We start from the raw sequence: 19,697 nt of genomic DNA, 5'->3' as shown, positions 1-19,697 counted from the left end.
TCTCCGCCCTCTGGCGTAGGACCTTCGCCGGCTGCCCTCTTTTTACGTCGCGTTCACCGGAATAGCGCGGGCGTACGGAAGCGTTCAGCATGCACACACTTGGCGGTCGGCGCTGCCTGTCGGCGCGCTCCCGCACGCTCCGCCCACTCGACTGTCCGCACTTTTCCCTGCCCGGAGGCCACACGTATGCAACGGACGACGAACGAACAGCAAGCCGGGGAGCTCCCCGACCCGCGCAGGGCCAAGGGCCGCGGCGTCGTTCCCGTACTCGCGTTCGCGGGGATCACCGTCGCCGTGATGCAGACCCTGCTCGTCCCCGTCATCAAGGACCTGCCGTCCCTGCTCGGCACCGACCCGGCGAACGCCACCTGGGTGATGACGGCCACCCTGCTCGCCGGGGCCGTCGCGACGCCGATCATGGGGCGGCTCGGTGATCTGAACGGCAAGCGGCGGATGCTGCTGGTCAGCCTCGCCGTGATGGTGGTCGGCTCACTCGTCTGCGCGTCCACCGACGACCTCGTCGTCATGATCGTCGGCCGGGCACTCCAGGGCTTCGCCATGGGCGCCATCCCGCTCGGGATCGGCATCATGCGCGATGTGCTGCCGGCCGAGAAGCTCGGCTCGGCGATGGCCCTGATGAGCTCTTCCATAGGAGTGGGCGGCGGACTGGCGCTGCCCGCCGCCGCGGTTGTCGCCCAGCACGCCGACTGGCACGCGCTCTTCCTCGCTTCGGCCGCGCTCGGGGTGCTGGCGATGACCCTGACGGTCCTCGTCGTGCCGGAGCCCCCGCTCCGCGCGCCGGGGCGCTTCGACCTCGTCGGCGCGCTGGGGCTCGCTCTCGGCCTGGTCTGTCTGCTGCTGCCCGTCACCAAGGGCGGCGACTGGGGCTGGACCTCTCCCCTGACGCTCGGTCTGCTCGGCGCGTCCCTGTTGATCCTCGTGCTGTGGGGCCTGTACGAGCTGCGCTCCCCGGCGCCGCTGGTCGATCTGCGTACCAGCGCCCGCCGTGAGGTGCTGCTCACCAACCTCGTGTCGATCATGGTCGGAGTGGCCTTCTACGCCGTCTCGCTGGTCCTGCCGCAGCTGCTCCAGCTGCCCGCGTCGACGGGTTACGGACTGGGGCAGTCCATGGTCGTGGCCGGGCTCTGCGTGGCACCACTGGGTCTGACCATGATGTTCGTCGCCCCGCTGTACGCCCGGCTCTCCGCCCGCCGCGGTCCCAAGACCACGCTGATCCTCGGCATGATCGTCATCGCCATCGGTTACGGCGCGGGGCTCGGCCTGATGAGCGCCGCCTGGCAGACCGTGGTGATCGCGATGGTGCTCGGGGCGGGCATCGGACTCGCCTACTCCTCGCTGCCCGCCCTGATCATCGGGGCGGTCGACGCGTCCGAGACCGGCGCCGCCAACGGTCTGAACACGCTGATGCGTTCGATCGGCACCTCGCTCTCGAGTGCGGTGATCGGCATGGTGCTTGCGAACACCTCGATGCGGATGGGGTCGGTGGATGTCCCCACCATGGAGGGCTTCCGCACCTCGTTCATGATCGCCACCGGGGCGGTGCTGATCGGCCTCGTACTGGCAGCGTTCCTGCCGGCGCAGCGGAAGGCGCACCCGGTGCTGCTGGCCAGCAGCACGGGTGACGCCCTCGCCGCCGAGCCGGCTCAGGCCACCGCCGCGGAGCCCGCGCGGCGCTGACCCTCCCACCCCACCCGTACGCCCCGCCGGTCCCTGTCGCGGGGGCGTACGGCACGATGGGACGCCGTCCGATCCACCGTCCCGCCAGGAGGAACCCCGTGGCCGCCGAGTCCGCCGCCTGTCCGGAGCCGGAGGTCCTCGCGGCCTTCGAGGCCGCCAAGGGCTTCATGCCGGCCCACGAAGGGCTCGCCCTGTACGCAGCCGCCGTCGAGGCCGCCGCACTGGGGCTGCCGCTCCTGGAGGTCGGCACGTACTGCGGGCGGTCCGCGATCCTGCTGGCGGACGCCGCCCGGGCGGCCGGGGTGACGGCCCTGACCGTCGACCACCACCGGGGCAGCGAGGAGCAGCAGCCGGGGTGGGAATACCACGACCCGTCGGTGGTGGACCCCGAGATCGGCCTGATGGACACACTGCCAACCTTCCGGCGCACCCTGCGCCGGGCGGGTCTGGAGGAACACGTGGTGGCGCTGGTCGGGCGGTCCCCGCAGGTCGCCGCCGTCTGGGGCGGGACGCTCGGCCTGGTCTTCATCGACGGCGGGCACACCGACGCGCACGCGAACGCCGACTACGAGGGCTGGGCCCCGAAGGTCGCCGACGGCGGCCTGCTGGTCATCCACGATGTGTTCCCGGACCCGGCGGACGGCGGCCAGGCTCCGTACCGAATCCACCAACGCGCCCTGGGATCAGGGGCGTTCACCGAGATCTCGGTGACGGACTCCTTGCGCGTTCTGCGGCGTACGGGAGCGGGAGTCTGAGGGTCACGGATAGCATCGCGACGTGCGTCACCAAGAATCTCCTCCCCCGACACCGCGCACGGGCCCGCGCCGCAGGCCCGTGTTCGCCGCAGTCGCCCTGGCTGGTGCCTGCCTGACCGCCGCCGGGTGCGCGGGCGACGGCGGACAGGATTCCGGCGCCGGACCGGAGGCGGCGTCCCGGCCGGTGTCCTCCTCACCGTCCACCTCCCCCTCCCCCACGCCCACGACCCGGCAGCCGCCGCCCCCGGCCACGAGCCCGTCCGCCGGGGCCACATCCGCGAAACCCCTGCCCAGGGGCCCGCTCACGGGCCGCACGGTGGTGATCGACCCCGGGCACAATCCGGGTAACCGCGACCACACCCGGGAGATCAACAGCCAGGTCGACATCGGCACCGGGCACAAGGAGTGCGACACCACGGGCACCGCCACCAACGCGGGTTACGCGGAAGCCCGGTTCACCCTCGACGTCTCCCGTCGGCTGCGCACCCTGCTGGAGGAACAGGGCGCGAAGGTCGTCCTCACCCAGGACGGCGACCGTGCCTTCGGCCCGTGCGTCGACGAGCGGGCGCGGATCGGCAACAAGGAGCGTGCCGACGCGGTGGTCTCGGTCCACGCGGACGGTTCCGCAACCGGGAACCGGGGATTCCACGTCATTCTCCCCGCAGCGGTGAAGGGAGGCGACGCGGACACCGCGGAGATCGTTGCCCCTTCGCGTGAACTCGGCGTGCGGATTGCGGGGAATTTCCTACGGGTCACCGGCAGTGCTCCGTCCAATTACATCGGCGGCGGCACCGGACTGGACACCCGTGACGATCTCGGCGGCCTAAATCTGTCGACCGTGCCCAAAGTGTTCATCGAGTGCGGCAATATGCGTGATCCGAAGGATGCCGCCCTGCTCACCAGCGGAGGCTGGCGCCAGAAGGCGGCTCTCGGCATCGCCGAGGGTATCGGCAGCTATCTGAAGAGGTAGTTCCGCGGAGACGGCGGCGGCCGTGGCTGCATCCGTGGGACAGCCGGTCCGAGGTCCGGGCAGCACCACAACCCGCCCGGGCAGACGATAGATTCATCCGTACGATGGGGTGCCGCCCCCGAGTTTCGCGCCGTACCCGCCGTTCAGGCGGCATCGACGACCGCCCCGACGATACGACCGACTAAGGACCTTCACGTGAATATCCGCTCCCTCACTCGAGGCGACGGCGTGGTGATCGGAGCAGCGGTCGTGCTGTTCATCGCCTCTTTCCTCGACCTCTCCGGCTACGACTGCCCCTCGGGCGTGGACTGCTCGAGCTACAGCGCCAACGCCTGGGACTCGCTTTCCATCCTGATGGGCATCTACCTGGCCGGCGTCATCGGCGCCGCGCTGCTGATCGTCAGCCGTGCGATGCCGGGCCGCAAGGTGGTCGGATTCGAACTCGGCCAGTTCGGCGCCGCGTTCACCGTGTTCGCCCTGTGGACCATGTTCTGGACGATCATCGACGCCGGTGACGCCGGCGCCGGTCTGATCCTCGGGCTGCTGGCGACCCTCGTGCTGGCCGGCGGCGCCGTGGCCACTCCGCTGGTTCCCGCGCTCAAGGCCCCGCTCCTGGGTGCACCGCGCCCGGCCGCCGTGCAGCCGGCCTACGGCCAGCAGCCCAGTCAGGGCTACGGCTACCCCGGTGCCCAGCAGCCCTTCGGCACGCAGCCGGGTCAGCACCAGCCGTACGGTGCCCAGCCCGGACAGCCCGGACAGCCCGGACAGCCGGAGCACCAGCAGGCTTCGCAGGGCGGTGGGGCTCCGGCGCCGGCCGCGGACTTCACGCCCTTCTGGTTCGCGGTGCCGGTGGCCCGTCCGCTGTACGGCGAGGACGGCGCCCCCAACCCGATCGCCGAACTCGCGCCCGGTACGTGGTACCTGGCGGTCGAACAGCGTGGTCCCGCGCTCATCGCCCAGACGCAGGACGGCCGTCGTGGCGTCCTCCAGGACACCACGGGGATCCAGCGCGGCTGAGCCGTCACGCCCGAGCGGCCCCCGCCGATCGGCGGGGGCCGCTGTCGCATCCGTGGCGGGTGGCGCTCAGCCCTCCAGCCCGCCCCGGCTTCTCCGCCGGCGTCGTGGGGCTCGGGCCCCCCGGAGCTGCCGGCGGCCGGAGGGCCTGCGTCTCACGGTGAGTGACGGGAGTCGGTACGCGTCGCGGGGCTCGCCCGCGCGGGGGCGGGCCGCCATCCGGCACCCGCCGTACGCGTTTCACTCACGGTAAAGCGGTAACCCGGAGAGCATGTCTCCCAGAACAGGCACAGGAAGCAGTACCGCCGCACGCGTCATAGCCGTCGTCGCGGACATCATGGCCTTCATCATCATTCTGTGGATCCTGATGTACCTGCTCGACGCCAACAGGGGCAACGACCTGGTCCAGTGGGTCCAGGACTCGGCGCGCTGGCTGGCCGGCTGGTCGCACGACCTGTTCACCTTCGACGAAGCGTGGGCGCGCGTCGTCACCGGGTACGGTCTGGCCGCCGCCGTCTATCTGTTGGTCGGGCACGCGGTCGCGGGCCGGGTCCGCCGCCTCTGACGGACACCCCTACCGGCAGCAGTCCGGCTCCAGACCCGTCGGCAGCCGTTCGCCGCTGAAGACCGCGGTGGTCGCCTCGTCCCCCCCGAGCGCGGCCACCGCGAGCAGCAGTGACCCGGCCGTCCAGGTGGTGAGTTCCTCCGGCCATATGGCCCGCTCGCCCTCGAAGACGTAGCCCGTCCAGTAGAGGCCGCCCTCGGCCCGCAGGTGCTGGATGGACTGCAAAATCTCCAGGGCACGGTCGGACTCCCCCGTCACCCACAGGGCCAGGGCCAGTTCGCAGCTCTCGCCGCCCGTCACCCACGGGTTGGGAAGCACGCAGCGTACGCCGAGACCGGGGACCACGAAGCTGTCCCAGCCGTCCTCGATCCGCCGTGTCGCCTCGGGCCCGGTGACCGCTCCGCCGAGGACCGGGTAGTACCAGTCCATGGAGTAACGGCTCTTGTCCAGGAAGCGCTCGGGGTGGCTGCGGATCGCGTGGCCGAGCGCTCCGGCCGCCAACTCCCAGTCGGGCTGCGGTTCCTCGCGCTGTTCGGCCAGGGCCAGGGCGCAGCGCAGCGCCTGGTGGACGGAGGAGGAGCCGGTCAGCAGGGCGTCCGTGACGGGGGTGCCGTCGGCTTCGCGCTTCCAGCCGATCTGGCCGCCGGGCTGCTGGAGCCGCAGCACGAATTCGACCGCGGCGTAGACCGTCGGCCACATCCGGTCGGCGAACGCGTCATCGCCGGTGGCGAGGTAGTGGTGCCAGACGCCGACGGCCACGTAGGCGCAGAAGTTGCTCTCGCGGCTCAGGTCGGTCGGCCGGCCGGGGTCACCGTCGTGGTAGGCGGCGTACCAGGAGCCGTCCTCGTTCTGGTGGCGGGCCAGCCACGCGTAGGCGTCGGCGGCGGCCTCGTGCTCCCCTGACGCGTCCAGTGCCATGGCGGCCTCGGTGTGGTCCCACGGGTCGAGGTGGTGGCCGCGGAACCAGGGCAGCGCCCCGTCCTCGCGCTGCACGGCGAGCAGCGCGGCCACGGTCTCGGCTGCCTGTCCGGCGGTGAGGACGCCCGGCAGGACGAGGTGTTCGGTCTGCTCCGGCGTGCTCACGCCTCGGCCTTGGGCAGGTGCGGCTTGGTCGCGTACGCCACGAAGCTCTTGCCGACGACCGGGTTGAGCAACTGCTCGGTGACCCGGGTGGCCAGGGGCTTCTTCATGATGTCCCAGACCAGCAGCTTGTGGTACGCCCGGACCGGAAGCGCTGCGTCCTTGCCGTCGCGGCCGACTCCGAAGGCGCACTTCAGCCACCAGTACGGGCTGTGCAGGGCGTGCGCGTGGTGGGTGCCGTAGGGCTTGAGTCCGGCTTCCCGGATCTTGCCGAGGAGTTCGTCGGCCTTGTAGATCCGGATGTGGCCGCCCTCGACCTCGTGGTACGCGTCGGAGAGCGTCCAGCAGATCTTCTCGGGACCGTAGCGGGGCACGGTGATCGCGATCCGGCCGCCGGGCTTCAGCACACGGACCATCTCGGCGAGCACGCCCTTGTCGTCGGGGATGTGCTCCATCACCTCGGAGATGATCACGACGTCGAAGGACGCGTCGGGGAACGGCAGGTTGAGCGCGTCGCCCTCCATCGCGGTGGCGGTCGCACCCGCGGGTGCCTCACCGGCCTCCTTCATCGCGGCGAACCACTTCGCGACCTCGCGGATCTCCTCGCCGTTCCGGTCGAGGGCCACCACCTGGGCGCCACGCCGGTAGCACTCGAAGGCATGCCGGCCGGCGCCGCAGCCCAGATCGAGCACCCGGTCGCGTGCGGCGAGCGGGAAGCGGGTGAAGTCGACGGTCAGCACGGGGGCCTGCCTTCGCGGTCGGGGGTACGGGGTCCGGGAGTCACGGGGGCGGTCACCTGCGGGCTCCCCGGGCGGCGATCGACTGACGGTACAGCTCGACGGTGCCGAGGGCCGCCCTGGCCCAGGTGAAGTTGGCCAGCACCCGGGCGCGGCCGGCCCCGCCGAGGCGGGCGCGCAGTTCGCGGTCGCCGAGCAGCCGGCCGAGCGCGGCGGCCAGTGCCTCCGCGTCGCCGGGCGGCACGGCGAGGCAGGTCTCCCCGTCGGGCCCCGCGACCTCGGGGATGGCGCCGCCGGTGGTGGCCACCAGAGGAGTCCCGGTGGCCATGGCCTCGGCGGCGGGCAGCGAGAAGCCCTCGTACAGCGAGGGGACGCAGGAGACCTGGGCACTGCGGACCAGGTCGACGAGTTCGGCGTCGCTGATGCCCTTGACGAACTCGACGGCGTCCTGAAGTCCGTAGCGCTCGATGGCCTGGGCGACAGGGCCGTGCTCGGCGCGCTTGCCGACGACCACGAGGTGCGCGGCCGGGTTCTCGGTGCGGAGCTTGGCGAGGGCCTCCACGAGATGGACGAGGCCCTTGAGCGGGACGTCGGCGCTCGAGGTGGTGACTATCCGGCCGGGGACCTCGGCGACCGAGGGGTCGGGCGACCAGAGGCCGGTGTCCGCCCCGATGTGCACGACGCGGATACGGTCCCGGCGCACCCCGAGGTGTTCGACGATCTCCTGCTGCGAGGAGGCGGAGACGGTGAGGACGGAGGGCAGACGGCGGGCGACGCGCTTCTGCATGCGGGTGAAGCCGTACCAGCGGCGGACGGAAAGCCGATGGCGCTTCGACTCCGCGGCGTCCAGGTCCAGTTGCCGGTCGACGGTGATCGGGTGGTGGATCGTGGTGACGAGGGGCGCACCGAGGTCCCCGAGCAAGCCGTAACCGAGCGTCTGGTTGTCGTGCACGACGTCGAAGTCACCACGCCTGGCGAGGAGATGGCGCCGTGCCCGCAGACTGAAGGTGAGCGGCTCGGGGAAGCCGCCGGTCCACATGGTGGCGACCTCGGCGAGGTCGATCCAGTCGCGGTACTCGTCGCGTCCGGGGGTGCGGAACGGGTCGGGCTGCCGGTACAGGTCGAGGCTGGGCAGCTCGGTGAGCGGGACGCCCTCGTCGAGTACGGGGTAGGGCTGGGCCCCTATCACTTCGACGCTGTGGCCCAGCCGGGCCAGCTCGCGACCGAGATGGCGGACGTAGACGCCCTGGCCACCGCAGAAGGGGTTGCCCTTGTAGGTCAGGAGCGCGATGCGCAGGGGCCGGTCACCGTCGGTGCCGGACGCACCGCCGCCCCCGAAGGGGCTCGTCTCTATGGCCTCAGCGGTCACACTCGGCCCCCTTCTCACTGCGTTTTCGCCGGAGCGTAACCGGTCGCGCTAATCTAGAACAAGTTTCAGACTCGTTCGTTCAACCCGCACCGAATCTACCGGCAGGTAGCGTCGGCGTGACGGCCGGATCAGGTGATTCGCGCCACGGCGGACGCCCTGACATGCTGTGCGCGCCCGGAAACCGGGGCCCGGCCGGACAGGGAACCGGTTCTCCCTCTGTGGATGGGGACAGATGACAGCGGAAGCCAGGCCGACAGCGCCTCCCCTGACGGAACGCCAGGAAGCTCGCCGCCGCAGCATTCTGCAGGCCGGTGCCCAGCTCGCGGGACGGGGCGGTTTCGAGGCGGTGCAGATGCGTGAGGTGGCGGACGCCGCCGGGGTCGCCCTGGGCACGCTGTACCGCTACTTCCCGTCCAAGATCCATCTCCTGGTCGCGGTCATGCAGGACCAGCTCCAGCATCTGCACGTCACGCTCCGCAGGCAGCCGCCCACCGGTGACGACGCCGCACAGCGTGTCGCCGACACGCTGATGCTGGCTTTCCGGGCGCTCCAGCGCGATCCGCATCTGGCGGACGCCATGGTGCGGGCGCTGACCTTCGCCGACCGCGGAGTGAGCCCCGAGGTGGACGCCGTGTACCGGCTGACGACGGCGATCGTGCTGGACGCGATGGGGGTGGAGAACCCCACGCAGGAACAGCTGTCCGTGGTCCGCGTCATCGAGCACACCTGGCACTCGGCGCTGATCACCTGGCTCTCGGGCCGGGAGTCGATCGCGCAGGTGAAGGGGGACATCGAGACGGTGTGCGGGCTGATCGACCTGCCGGCGGACGCGCGCCGGTCCCGGACTTCGCAGGGCTAGCGCCGTGGCAGGCAGTGTCTGCGCGACGGGGCCGACGATGCCTGCCACGGCACTGGACGCGCCCGTGCACGGTGCCCGCCGACGCCACTGTCAGGCCGGGTCCTCGTAGCCGCCCTTGATCCCCGCGGGCAGCCGGCAGCCGTCCTCGACCGCGGTGAGGGACACCACCTGACCGGCTGCGACGCCCTGCGCGGCGTAGTGCCGGGCGTACAGCTTCCAGCCCCGCTTGGTGAGGGTGCGATAGGTGACCTCGTGCTCGGCATGGCTGGAGACGATCTCCCAGTCGTGCTGCCTCAACCTCAGGACCGTCGCTTCGAAGGCGCCTGCGGCGTCCGCCTCCAGCACGTCGCCCGTCCAGGGTGCGACGCACTGCTGCCAGTCGCCCTTCGGCAGTCCGGCGGTGGAGGTGTCACCGGGCGGAAGCCCTCCGGCCCGGGCGAAGCCGGCTATCTCGTCGGCGACCGTCTGCGTGGTGAACGGTGGGGTGGGGTCCGGCGAGGGGGCGGGGGCGCTCGCGTGCTCCCCGGTGAGGCCGCAGCCCGCCGTCACCGTCATGAATCCGGCCGCCACGGCGACAGCGGCCGCCGTCCTGCTTCTGCGCACTGACGATTCCCACCCAGGTCGTTCCTCCCCACCGGCACGCGCCCGTGTGGCTCCCGCCGGAGTTTCCCACGGGCCCTGACCTGCTGGGAAGGCCCGTGCCCCGAGGGCTGCGGCTGTCCGCCCGGAGGGGGCCGGCGGTGCCCCGGTAGAGTGGGCGGGTCCTCATCATGCCCGTCCAGGGGTGAGCCGGTGCGAATCCGGCGCCGACCCTTCCCCGAGCGCTCGGCTCAGCTCGAGCAGGGAAACCCCATTCGAGAGGCCCAGCCCGCCATGTCCGTACGCCGCCGCGCGGCAGCGCTCGCGATCACCGCCGTGCTCTGTGGAGCGGCCGCCCCGGTGGCGGTCGCCGCGCCGAGTCCGACCCCGTCCACGCCGGATCTCCCGGCGGGGCTGTACGGCAGCAAGGACCCGACGTACGACGGGGTGTGGCGCCAGTCGCTCGCTTTCCTCGCCCAGAAGATCGAGCTGGTCACGCCCGCCACGCAGTCGGTGGAGTGGCTCGTCGGCCAGCAGTGCGACAGCGGGGCCTTCGCCTCGTACCGGGACGCCTCAAAGCCCTGCGACAGCAAGACGGTCGCGGACACCAACGCCACGGCGGCAGCGGTCCAGGCCATGGTCGAGCTGGCCGCGCACCGGGAGGCCGTGGACAACGGGGTCAGCTGGCTGAAGTCCGTACAGAACGAGGACGGCGGCTGGGGTTACAACCCGGGCAGTCCGAGCGACGCCAATTCCACCGGCCTCGTGACCGGGGCGCTCGCACGGGCGGGCGTGCCGCTCGCCGAGGTCACCACGGCGGACGGGAAGACGCCGTACACGGCGCTGCAGACCTTCGCACTGCCCTGCGGGGGCGAGGACGGCGGGGCGTTCGCCTATCAGCCGGACAAGGACGGCAAGCTCGCCGCCAACGCGGACGCCACGGCGGCCGCGGTCATCGGTGCCATGGGCAAGGGCCTGGCCGCGGGGAACTACAACGCGGCGAAGGCCCCCGTCTGCCGCGAGGGCGAGGACCTCACCCCCGAGCAGTCCGCGCAGAACGGCGCCTCCTACCTGGCGCGGACACTCGCCGGGTCGGGGCATCTGGACCTGCCGCCGATGCCGGGCGCCGAGGAGTCCGCCCCCCAGCCGGACTTCGGGAACACGGCGGACGCGGTCGTGGCGCTCGCGGCGTCCGGCCACAAGGACAAGGCGGCCGGAGCGGTCGAATATCTGCAGAAGCACGCGCAGGGCTGGGCGAAGGAGGGCGGCCCCGCCGCCACCGCCCAGCTGGTGCTCGCCGCCCACGCGACCGGCACCGACGCCCGTGACTTCGGCGGCGTCGACCTCGTCAGGCAGCTCAACGCGACGGGCCCGGCGCCCGCCGCCACCGCCGTGCCCTCGCCCACCGCGACGGCGCCCTCGAAGCCCGCGGACACGAGCAGCGACGACGAGGGGCTCGGCCTCTGGTGGATCATCGGCATCGGTCTCGCCTTCGGTGCGGGCATCGGCTTCCTGCTCAGCGGACGCCGGAAGAACCAGCAGCTGTGAGGCGCCCGCTGGGCACGGCGGCGCTGCTTCTCCTCGTCGGCGCCGTCCTGACGGTGCCGGGCACGGGGAGCGCGCAGGCGGCCGGTTACCGCTACTGGTCGTTCTGGGAGGGCGACGGCGGGAAGAGCTGGGCGTACGCCACCCAGGGGCCTTCCGTGGTCCGGCCGGACGACGGCGCGGTGCAGGGTTTCCGCTTCTCGGTGAGCGAGGACTCCCAGGACTCGGCGCAGCCGCGCCGCGCACCGGACTTCGGGACCGTCTGCGCGGACACCCCGGCGAAGGCCGGCCTCAAGCGGATCGCGCTGGTCATCGACCCGGGTACGGCGGCGGACGCGCCGGACGGCGATGAGCCTCCCCCGCTGCGCACCGCCTGCGCCCAGGTGGCGCCGGACGCGAGCACCGCGGACGCCCTCGCCGCGGTGGCGAAGCCGTTGCGGTACGACAGCTCCGCGATGCTCTGCGCGATCACGGGCTACCCGCGGTCGGGCTGCGGTGAACAGACCGGCGGTGACTCCGATACCGCGGAGCCCGGCAGCCCCGCCACGGCGTCGGCCGCCGGCGCCTCCGACGACGGCGGCGGCCCCTCGGCCGGTGTGCTCACCGGCGTGGGCGCGGTGCTCGTGCTGGGTGTCGCCGCTGTGCTGCAGGCCCGCCGCCGCCGCCGATGACCCGCTCCACCGGCCCGGCCCGGCTCCCCCCTGCCCTGCGTGCCCCCGAGGCCACCCGTGGCAACGCCCTCCCGGCCGGGGCCTGGTGGCTGTGGGCACTGGGGCTGGCGACCGCCGCGTCGCGTACGACCAACCCGCTGCTGCTCGGTCTGCTGGTGGGCGTGGCGGGCTATGTGGTGGCGGCGCGCCGTACGGACGCGCCGTGGGCCCGTTCGTACGGGGCGTTCATCAAGATCGGGCTGTTCGTCGTCGCGGTACGACTGGTGTTCTCCGTCGTCCTCGGCTCCTCCGTCCCCGGTACGCACGCCCTGTTCACGATGCCCGGAGTGCCGTTGCCCGACTGGGCACAGGGGGTCAGTATCGGCGGCCGGGTCACGGCGGAGCAGCTGGTGTTCGCGCTGTACCAGGGCGCGAAGCTGGCCACGCTGCTGATCTGCGTCGGTGCGGCGAATTCGCTGGCCAACCCGGCCCGGCTGCTGAAGTCCCTGCCGGGCGCCCTGTACGAGGTGGGGGTCGCCGTCGTCGTCGCGATGACGTTCGCGCCGAACATGGTCGCCGACGTGGCACGGCTGCGGACGGCCCGCAGGCTGCGAGGCCGTCCGACCGGCGGGATCGGGGCGGTGCTCCAGATCGGACTGCCGGTGCTGGAGGGCGCGCTGGAGCGTTCGGTGGCCGTCGCCGCGTCGATGGACGCGCGGGGGTACGGCCGCACCGCGCGGGTTCCGCCCGCCGTCCGCCGCACCACGCATGTGCTCACGCTGGGCGGGATGCTGGGCGTCTGCGCGGGGACGTACGGGCTGCTGGCCGCGCAGGGAGCCGTGCACGGGCTGCCGTTGCTGCTGGCCGGGCTGGTCGCGGCGATGGCCGGGCTCAGGCTCGGCGGGCGCCGCTCGGTCCGTACCCGCTACCGGCCGGACCGCTGGGGCGTACGGGCCTGGCTCGTCGCCGCCTCGGGCGCGGCCGTAGCGGCGGCGATGATCTGGGCGGGCGCCGCCGACCCGTGGGCCCTGCGCCCCGGCGTCGTACCGCTGACCGCTCCCGTACTGCCGCTGTGGCCGGCCGCCGCCGTGCTGATCGGGCTGCTGCCCGCCGTGGTGGCACCGCTACCCGCTTCCCCCTCGGACTCCAAGGAGCACGCATGATCCGGTTCGAGCAGGTCTCGGTGCGGTACGAGGGCGCCGAGCGCCCCACCCTGTCCGGGGTCGACCTCACTGTCCCCGAGGGCGAACTGGTGCTGGTCGTCGGCCCGTCCGGTGTCGGCAAGTCGACTCTGCTGGGTTCTGTGTCCGGCCTCGTGCCGCACTTCACGGGCGGTGTGCTCACCGGCCGGGTCACGGTCGGCGGCCGCGACACCCGCACCCACAAGCCGCGTGAACTCGCCGATCTGGTCGGCACGGTGGGCCAGGACCCGCTCGCCCACTTCGTGACGGACACCGTCGAGGACGAGCTGGCGTACGGCATGGAGTCGCTGGGCCTCGCCCCTGACGTGATGCGGCGCCGGGTCGAGGAGACGCTGGATCTGCTGGGACTCGCCGAGCTGCGCGACCGGCCGATCGCCACCCTCTCCGGGGGCCAGCGGCAACGCGTCGCGATCGGCTCGGTCCTCACCCCGCATCCCAGGGTCCTGGTCCTGGACGAGCCGACGTCCGCCCTGGACCCGGCGGCAGCCGAAGACGTCCTCGCGGTCCTCCAGCGCCTGGTGGACGACCTGGGCACGACGGTGCTGATGGCCGAACACCGGCTGGAGCGTGTGGTGCAGTACGCCGACCAGGTCCTCCTGCTCCCCGCGCCCGGCGTGGCCCCCGTGATGGGCCCGCCCGCCGACATCATGGCGCTCTCGCCCGTCCGGCCGCCGGTGGTGGCCCTGGGCCGGCTGGTGGGCTGGGAGCCGCTGCCGCTGTCGGTGCGCGACGCCCGGCGCCGGGCGGGGGACCTGCGGGAGCGGCTGGCCGGTGTGGAGCCGCCGCCACGCGCGGCCCCGGCGGACGCCCGGGTGGCCCCGCTCCCCGCTCCGGCCGCCGCCCGCCCCGGTCTCCTGGGCCGGCTGTTCGGCCGTCGTCCCGAGGCGGCGCCCGTGGCGGCCCCGGTCCTGGACGCCGTCACCCGGGTCGAGGGGCTCGGGGTGCGGCACGGGCGGGTCCAGGCACTGCGCGGGGTGACGCTGTCCGTCGCGCCGGGCGAGACCGTGGCCCTGATGGGACGCAACGGCGCGGGCAAGTCGACCCTGCTGACGACGCTGGTCGGAATGACCGAACCGACCACGGGTTCGGTCCTCGTCGGCGGACTGCACCCGTCCCGTACGCCGCCGCGCACCATGGCGCGTCGGGTCGGACTCGTACCGCAGGAGCCACGCGACGTGCTGTACGCCGACACCGTCGCCGCCGAGTGCGCGGCGGCGGACTCCGACGCGGGCGCTCCCGCGGGCAGTTGCCGGGCCCTGGTCTCCGAGCTGCTGCCCGGTGTGCCGGACGACACCCACCCCCGTGACCTGTCCGAGGGGCAGCGGCTGGCCCTCGCCCTCGCCCTGGTGCTGACCGCCCGTCCTGCGCTCCTCCTCCTGGACGAGCCGACGCGCGGCCTGGACTACGCGGCGAAGGCCCGGCTCGTCGGCGTACTGCGGAGGCTGGCTGCGGAGGGGCACGCCATCGTCCTGGCCACGCACGACGTGGAGCTGACGGCGGAGCTGGCCGACCGGGTGGTGATCCTCGCCGACGGTGAGGCCGTCGCCGACGGGCCGACCCGGCAGGTCGTGGTCTCCTCCCCCGCGTTCGCCCCCCAGACGTCGAAGGTCCTGGCGCCGCGGGAGTGGCTGACCGTGTCGCAGGTGCGGACGGCCCTGGAGGGCCTCGCATGACAACCGGCTCCGATCGCCCGGTGCGGCTGGGTCCTCACGCCGTCGCCGCGCTCGTCCTGATCGGCGCGGTCGGACTGGTCGCGTTCGGCTGGCCGCTGCTGGCGGGAGCCGACTCCGGTCTCGCCCACGCGCAGGACGCGCCGTGGCTGTTCGCCGTCCTGCTCGTCCTGCTCGTCGGGGTGGTCCTCGCGACGATCGCGGACTCCGGTCTGGACGCGAAGGCGGTCGCGATGCTCGGCGTCCTCGCGGCGGTCGGTGCGGCGTTGCGTCCGCTGGGCGCGGGGACGGCCGGCCTGGAGCCGATGTTCTTCCTGATGGTGCTGAGCGGCCGGGTGCTGGGCCCCGGCTTCGGATTCGCACTCGGCTCGGTCACCATGTTCGCCTCGGCACTGCTCACGGGCGGGGTGGGGCCCTGGATGCCGTTCCAGATGCTGTCGATGGGCTGGTTCACCATGGGCGCGGGCCTGCTGCCGGGCGCGGAGCGGCTGCGCGGCCGGGGGGAGCTGCTGATGCTGGCGGGGTACGGATTCCTCGCCGCGTTCGCGTACGGCACGGTGATGAATCTGTACGGCTGGACGATCGTGCCGGGGCTCGGCTCGGGAATCTCCTTCGTCGCGGGTGACCCGCTGCACGAGAACCTGGTCCGCTTCCTCGCCTACTGCACCGCCACCTCGCTCGGCTGGGACCTGGGCCGCGCCGTCCTCACGGTGGCGCTGACGGTGACCGTAGGTCCCACGCTGCTGAGAGCCCTGCGCCGGGCCACCCGCCGCGCGTCGTTCGAGGCGCGGGCGGCCTTCGAGGCCCCCGGGACCTGATCATTCGGCGAGTGCGTGCTGCGCGGCGAGCCTGACGGGGGCGTTCCGGGCGCCGTATCCGTCGTACCCGCCGCCGCGCTCGACGAGTTCGAAGAAGACGCGGCCGGTCGTCACGGTGTAGCAGTGGCGGAATTCCCCCTTCTCGTCGCGGTCGTAGAGGATGCCGAGTTCGCGGTAGGTCTCCAGCTCGCCCGGCGCGAACTCGTGGCGCGCGGCCAGGTCGTCGTAGTAGTTGGCGGGAACGGGCAGCAGCCGGGCGCCGGCCGCGCGGGCGCGGCGGACGGTCGCGACGAGGTCGTCGGTGACCAGGGCCACGTGCTGGGGACGCCCGCCGCGGGCCGGGTCCCGGGTGGGCGACGCCCCCACGCCGAGGGCGATGCGCACGGTGCCGTCCTCGTTGCTGGCGGCGCGGCTGCGGAGCAGGCCGTACGGGTCGGCGAGGTCGACGCTCGCGTGCGGGCGCAGACCGAGCACGCCGTGGTGGAAGAGGGTCGCCTCGTCGAACTGGTGCCAGGGCTGGGTCAGCGCGACATGGTCGATGCGGGTGATCCCGAAGGGGTCGGGAGTGTGCGGGGCAGGCGCGAAGTCACCGGTCCAGCCGGCGCGTGCGGGGCGATCGGCGCCCCCTGCCGTGTCTCCGGGGCCGTCGGGGCGCTCGGTGACGCAGAAGAAGAATTCGGTGCCGTCGGGCGCGGCCACCGCGTCCAGCGGCGCGTCACCGGGAGCACGGCGCCGGGGCAGTACGGGGGCGAGCAGCGATTCGGCGCGCGCGGAGGCACCCGCCGGGTCGGGGCTCTCCAGGCCCACCGCGGTGAGCGCGGGTTCCGTCCGGTGGCTGCCGGTGTCGGTGTTGAGCAGGATGCGGGCCTCACCCTGTTCCCAGAGGTCCACCGGCTTTCCGGAGTGCCTGGCCGTACGGGAGAAGCCCAGCGCCGTCAGCAGGGGCGAGATCCTGGCCGTGTCGGCCGTGGCGATCTCGACGAAGGCGAACCCGGTCGGAACGACCGGTGCCGGGGGCGCGCTCAGCCCCGCCGACTCCTGGAGCAGGGTCAGCGAGCGCCGGGCGTCGATGGCGGTGCGGCCCGCGTCCGCCTGGCGGAAGACGTCGTTGAACACCTCCAGCGAGAGGGGCCCGTCGTATCCGGCGCGTACGGCGGCCCGCACCAGCCCGGCGACGTCGAGGTCGCCCTGGCCGGGGAAGCAGCGGTGGTGGCGGCTCCACTGCAACACGTCCAGGGACATCTGCGGGGCGTCGGCGAGCTGCAGGAAGAAGATCCTGTCGCCGGGGATGGCCTCGATCCCCGCGACGTCGGAGCCCCTGGCCAGGATGTGGAAGCTGTCCAGGCAGACCCCGAGGGCGGGATGGTCCGCGGCCTCGACGATGCGCCAGGCGTGCTCGTACGTGCTGACGTGGCGGCCCCACGCCAGCGCCTCGTACGCGACCCGGATTCCGGATTCCTGGGCGAGCTCCGCCAGCCGGCGCAGCTGACCGGCGGCGAGGGTGTCGTCGTCGGCCGCGTACGGCGACACACTGGAGCAGACCAGGACGGTGTCGGCGCCGAGCCGCCGCATCAGCCGGAACTTGTGCTCGGCACGCCGCAGGTTGCGGGCGAACTCGTCGGCGGGGACGGCCTCGATGTCGCGCATCGGCTGGAAGAGGTCGATCGTCAGACCGAGGTCGGCCGCCTGCTCCCTGATCTCCTCCGGGCCGAGCGGGCTTCCGATCAGGTCGTTCTCGAAGATCTCCACGCCGTCGAAGCCCGCGCGTGCCGCCGCGGTGAGTTTCTCGGTGAGCGTTCCGCTGAGCGAGACGGTGGCGATGGACGTACGCATGTCGGTCCTCCTGCGGGCTTCGGTAAGGCTTCGGCGCGGCTGCGCTACGGCCGTCTCGGCCGCCTCAGTACGGCTTTCGGTGCGCGGACGTGAGATCGGCGATGTCGGCGAGCATGCGGGCGGTGTCGGGTTCGCGGCCGGTGAAGAGCCGGAAGGAGTCGGCGGCCTGATAGGCGGCCATGCCGCCGCCGTCGAGGGTGGGGCAGCCCAGGGCACGGGCGGTGCGTACGAGGGTGGTCTCCAGCGGCCGGTAGACGACCTCGGCCACCCACAGCCCGGGGCGCAGCAGCTCTGCGGGCAGCGGGAGCCCGGGGTGTGCGGCCATCCCGATGGGTGTGGTGTTGACCAGGCCGTCGGCGCTCGCCGTCCGCGCGGCGATGTCCAGCAGGTCCACGGCTGCGGCCCGGCCGGGGCCGAAGTGGTGGTTCAGGGAGTCCGCGAGGGCCGCCGCCCGGTCGGGCAGGGCGTCGAGCACGGTGAGCCGGCCGGCGCCGAGGGTGAGGAGGGCGTGGGCGACGGCGGCCCCGGCGCCGCCGGCCCCCAGCTGCACGACCCGCTCCAGCGGTGCGTCGGGCAGGCCGCGCGCGAAGGAGGCGGCGAAGCCGGTCGCGTCGGTGTTGTGGCCGATCGCGAGGTCACCCTCGAAGACCACGGTGTTGACCGCGCCGAGGGCCTCGGCCTGCGGCGAGAGCGCGTCGAGGTGGGCGAGGACCTGCTGCTTGCAGGGGTGGGTGACGTTGAGGCCGTCATATCCCATGTCGCGGGCGGAGCGGACGAGTTCACCGGTGTTCTCCGGCGGGATGCCGAGCGTGCCGATGTCGATGAGGCGGTAGAGGTAGCGCAGCCCCTGCCGGTCCGCTTCGCGTTCGTGGAGCGCGGGGCTCAGCGAGGGGCCGATGCCGGAGCCGATGAGGCCGACGAGATACGAGTTGGGGCTCACCGGCCCTCCTCCAGGAGCTGGGCGAGGTGGGCGAGCGCCAGGACGTATCCATGGGCGCCCGCCCCGCAGATGACGGTGTCGGCGACGGCCGAGACGTAGCTGTGGTGGCGGAAGGCCTCCCGCCGGTGGATGTTCGAGAGGTGGACCTCCACCACGGGCAGCTCCACGGCGGCGAGTGCGTCCCGCACGGCGACCGAGGTGTGGCTGTACCCGGCGGGATTGATCACGATGCCGCGGTGTGCGGTGCGGGCTTCATGGATGGCGTCGATGAGAACGCCCTCATGGTTGCTCTGCCGGCAGTCGGCGCGCAGCCCGTGGGCCGCCGCGGTGCTCCGGCAGAGCTCGTCGATGTCCGCCAGGGTGTCCTCGCCGTACACCTCGGGCTCGCGCAGGCCGAGCAGGTTGAGACTGGGCCCGTTCAGCACGAGGACGGGGACGCCTGGAGGCGGGGCCGGAGGGTTCGGCATCGTTCACTTCCCGTTGATGAGACGGCCCGATGAGGCGGCTTTATGTACGGACTGGTTAGTTAGTCATACCGAAAGGAGGCCGCCCAGGGAAGACCCCGGGCCGGATCGGCCGGCCCGGGCGACGGATCTAGAATCGCGGACACGCACCGCCTGCCGCGAAGGGACCCGGATGACCGGCACCGAAGGACCCGCCCAGCCCGCCGTGCGGACCCGTGACGCGGCGCGCACCAAGGCCGAGATCCTCGACGTGGCGACGCGGGAGTTCGCCCGCCTCGGCTACACGGGCGCCCGGGTCGACGAGATCGCGGCCCGCACCCGCACCACGAAGCGGATGATCTATTACTACTTCGGCGGCAAGGAGCAGCTGTTCACCACGGTCCTGGAGCGGGCGTACACCAGGATCCGGGAGGCCGAACAGCTGCTGGACGTCGAGCACCTCGATCCCGTGGCGGCGGTCCGGCGACTGGCCGAGGTGACCTTCGACCACCACGAGGAACACCCGGACTTCATCCGCCTGGTCAGCATCGAGAACATCCACGAGGCCGAACACATCGCCGCCTCCGCCGAGTTGAGCCGTATCGGGTCACCGGCGATCGAGGTCCTGCGGCGCATCCTCGACGCGGGGCGCGCGTCGGGCCTGTTCACGGCGGACGTCGACGCCGTCGATCTGCACGCGATGATCAGCTCGTTCTGCTTCTTCCGCATAGCGAACAGGCACACCTTCGGCGCGCTCTTCGGCCGCGACCTGGTGGACACCGGCCGGCGCGAGCACTACCGGACCATGCTGGGCGACATGATCATCGCTTACCTCACGGCCGACCGGGCGGCGTAGGACCGGACGTCTCCGCAGCGAACGGGCCGGCTCTCCACGCCGACCGGGGGCCGGGTTCCGTGCGAACTCTTGACAGGGGCGTCAACTGCTCGCACCATCCGTAGCCACCCGCAA

The 19,697-nt window shown here is 72.6% G+C and carries 19 protein-coding genes; 12 read left to right on the top strand and 7 right to left on the bottom strand.

The window, feature by feature from the left end; translation table 11 throughout:
- Positions 1–186: 186 nt before the first annotated feature.
- The 5 genes from ACWD04_RS15430 to ACWD04_RS15410 all read left to right on the top strand — a co-directional run bounded on the left by ACWD04_RS15430 (position 187) and on the right by ACWD04_RS15410 (position 5,002).
- Complete coding sequence (locus ACWD04_RS15430; RefSeq protein WP_451132012.1) at positions 187–1,698, top strand: MFS transporter; 1,512 nt, start codon at positions 187–189, stop codon at positions 1,696–1,698.
- Between the two features lie 98 nt (positions 1,699–1,796).
- Positions 1,797–2,453, top strand: a complete 657-nt coding sequence (locus ACWD04_RS15425) for a class I SAM-dependent methyltransferase (protein WP_451132010.1) — start codon at positions 1,797–1,799, stop codon at positions 2,451–2,453.
- Positions 2,454–2,475: 22 nt separating this feature from the next.
- Positions 2,476–3,423: an N-acetylmuramoyl-L-alanine amidase gene (locus ACWD04_RS15420; RefSeq protein ID WP_451132008.1), complete on the top strand. Its 948-nt coding sequence runs from the start codon at positions 2,476–2,478 to the stop codon at positions 3,421–3,423.
- 195 nt (positions 3,424–3,618) lie between these two features.
- Positions 3,619–4,440 (top strand): hypothetical protein, encoded by an 822-nt coding sequence (locus ACWD04_RS15415; RefSeq protein ID WP_451132006.1) that lies wholly within the window; start codon positions 3,619–3,621, stop codon positions 4,438–4,440.
- A 268-nt stretch (positions 4,441–4,708) separates the two neighbouring features.
- Positions 4,709–5,002 carry a hypothetical protein gene (locus tag ACWD04_RS15410; RefSeq protein ID WP_451132004.1) on the top strand — a complete coding sequence of 98 codons (294 nt, stop codon included), beginning with the start codon at positions 4,709–4,711 and terminating at the stop codon, positions 5,000–5,002.
- Positions 5,003–5,011: 9 nt separating this feature from the next.
- Here the strand turns inward: ACWD04_RS15410 and ACWD04_RS15405 are convergent, their stop codons facing one another.
- Genes ACWD04_RS15405 through ACWD04_RS15395 form a run of 3 tightly spaced genes read right to left on the bottom strand, consistent with a single transcriptional unit; the run spans position 5,012 to position 8,188 of the window.
- A complete protein-coding gene (locus ACWD04_RS15405; RefSeq protein ID WP_451132002.1) occupies positions 5,012–6,085 on the bottom strand; it encodes a prenyltransferase in 1,074 nt (357 codons plus the stop codon).
- On the bottom strand, positions 6,082–6,822 hold the full coding sequence (locus tag ACWD04_RS15400) for a class I SAM-dependent methyltransferase (RefSeq protein ID WP_451132000.1): 741 nt from the start codon (positions 6,820–6,822) through the stop codon (positions 6,082–6,084). The genes ACWD04_RS15405 and ACWD04_RS15400 overlap by 4 nt, the downstream gene beginning before the upstream one ends.
- Positions 6,823–6,874: 52 nt before the next feature.
- A complete protein-coding gene (locus ACWD04_RS15395) occupies positions 6,875–8,188 on the bottom strand; it encodes a glycosyltransferase family 4 protein (RefSeq protein WP_451131998.1) in 1,314 nt (437 codons plus the stop codon).
- A gap of 232 nt (positions 8,189–8,420) precedes the next feature.
- On the opposite strand from ACWD04_RS15395, the gene ACWD04_RS15390 reads away from it, so the two are divergent.
- Positions 8,421–9,047: a TetR family transcriptional regulator gene (locus ACWD04_RS15390; protein WP_451131996.1), complete on the top strand. Its 627-nt coding sequence runs from the start codon at positions 8,421–8,423 to the stop codon at positions 9,045–9,047.
- Positions 9,048–9,137: 90 nt separating this feature from the next.
- Here the strand turns inward: ACWD04_RS15390 and ACWD04_RS15385 are convergent, their stop codons facing one another.
- The gene (locus ACWD04_RS15385) at positions 9,138–9,650 is read right to left on the bottom strand and encodes a hypothetical protein (protein WP_451131994.1); all 513 of its coding nucleotides are present in this window, start codon (positions 9,648–9,650) and stop codon (positions 9,138–9,140) included.
- 270 nt (positions 9,651–9,920) lie between these two features.
- Between ACWD04_RS15385 and ACWD04_RS15380 the strand changes: the two genes are divergently transcribed.
- From ACWD04_RS15380 to ACWD04_RS15360, 5 genes are read left to right on the top strand one after another with little or no spacing between them, the layout of a single operon-like run.
- Complete coding sequence (locus ACWD04_RS15380) at positions 9,921–11,174, top strand: prenyltransferase/squalene oxidase repeat-containing protein (RefSeq protein WP_451131992.1); 1,254 nt, start codon at positions 9,921–9,923, stop codon at positions 11,172–11,174.
- Positions 11,171–11,842, top strand: coding sequence for an SCO2322 family protein (locus ACWD04_RS15375; protein ID WP_451131990.1), 672 nt, complete (start codon positions 11,171–11,173; stop codon positions 11,840–11,842). Before ACWD04_RS15380 ends, ACWD04_RS15375 begins: the two co-directional genes overlap by 4 nt.
- Positions 11,839–12,984, top strand: a complete 1,146-nt coding sequence (locus tag ACWD04_RS15370) for an energy-coupling factor transporter transmembrane protein EcfT (protein ID WP_451131988.1) — start codon at positions 11,839–11,841, stop codon at positions 12,982–12,984. Before ACWD04_RS15375 ends, ACWD04_RS15370 begins: the two co-directional genes overlap by 4 nt.
- A complete protein-coding gene (locus tag ACWD04_RS15365; RefSeq protein WP_451131986.1) occupies positions 12,981–14,696 on the top strand; it encodes an ABC transporter ATP-binding protein in 1,716 nt (571 codons plus the stop codon). Before ACWD04_RS15370 ends, ACWD04_RS15365 begins: the two co-directional genes overlap by 4 nt.
- Positions 14,693–15,511: an ECF transporter S component gene (locus ACWD04_RS15360; RefSeq protein WP_451131984.1), complete on the top strand. Its 819-nt coding sequence runs from the start codon at positions 14,693–14,695 to the stop codon at positions 15,509–15,511. Before ACWD04_RS15365 ends, ACWD04_RS15360 begins: the two co-directional genes overlap by 4 nt.
- On the opposite strand, the gene ACWD04_RS15355 is transcribed toward ACWD04_RS15360, so the two are convergent.
- The 3 genes from ACWD04_RS15355 to aroQ form a co-directional block, all read right to left on the bottom strand.
- Entirely contained in the window at positions 15,512–17,344 is a 1,833-nt protein-coding gene (locus ACWD04_RS15355) for a bifunctional sugar phosphate isomerase/epimerase/4-hydroxyphenylpyruvate dioxygenase family protein (RefSeq protein WP_451131982.1), read from the bottom strand. It abuts the gene before it with no gap.
- Between the two features lie 64 nt (positions 17,345–17,408).
- On the bottom strand, positions 17,409–18,284 hold the full coding sequence (locus ACWD04_RS15350) for a shikimate dehydrogenase (RefSeq protein WP_451131980.1): 876 nt from the start codon (positions 18,282–18,284) through the stop codon (positions 17,409–17,411).
- The gene (aroQ, locus tag ACWD04_RS15345; protein ID WP_451131978.1) at positions 18,281–18,751 is read right to left on the bottom strand and encodes a type II 3-dehydroquinate dehydratase; all 471 of its coding nucleotides are present in this window, start codon (positions 18,749–18,751) and stop codon (positions 18,281–18,283) included. Before aroQ ends, ACWD04_RS15350 begins: the two co-directional genes overlap by 4 nt.
- Before the next feature lie 169 nt (positions 18,752–18,920).
- On the opposite strand from aroQ, the gene ACWD04_RS15340 reads away from it, so the two are divergent.
- Positions 18,921–19,583: a TetR/AcrR family transcriptional regulator gene (locus ACWD04_RS15340; RefSeq protein ID WP_451131976.1), complete on the top strand. Its 663-nt coding sequence runs from the start codon at positions 18,921–18,923 to the stop codon at positions 19,581–19,583.
- The last annotated feature ends 114 nt before the right edge of the window (positions 19,584–19,697 follow it).

The organism is Streptomyces sp. NPDC002911 (genome assembly GCF_053591835.1).
This window is presented reverse-complemented; position numbering and strand designations above follow the sequence as displayed.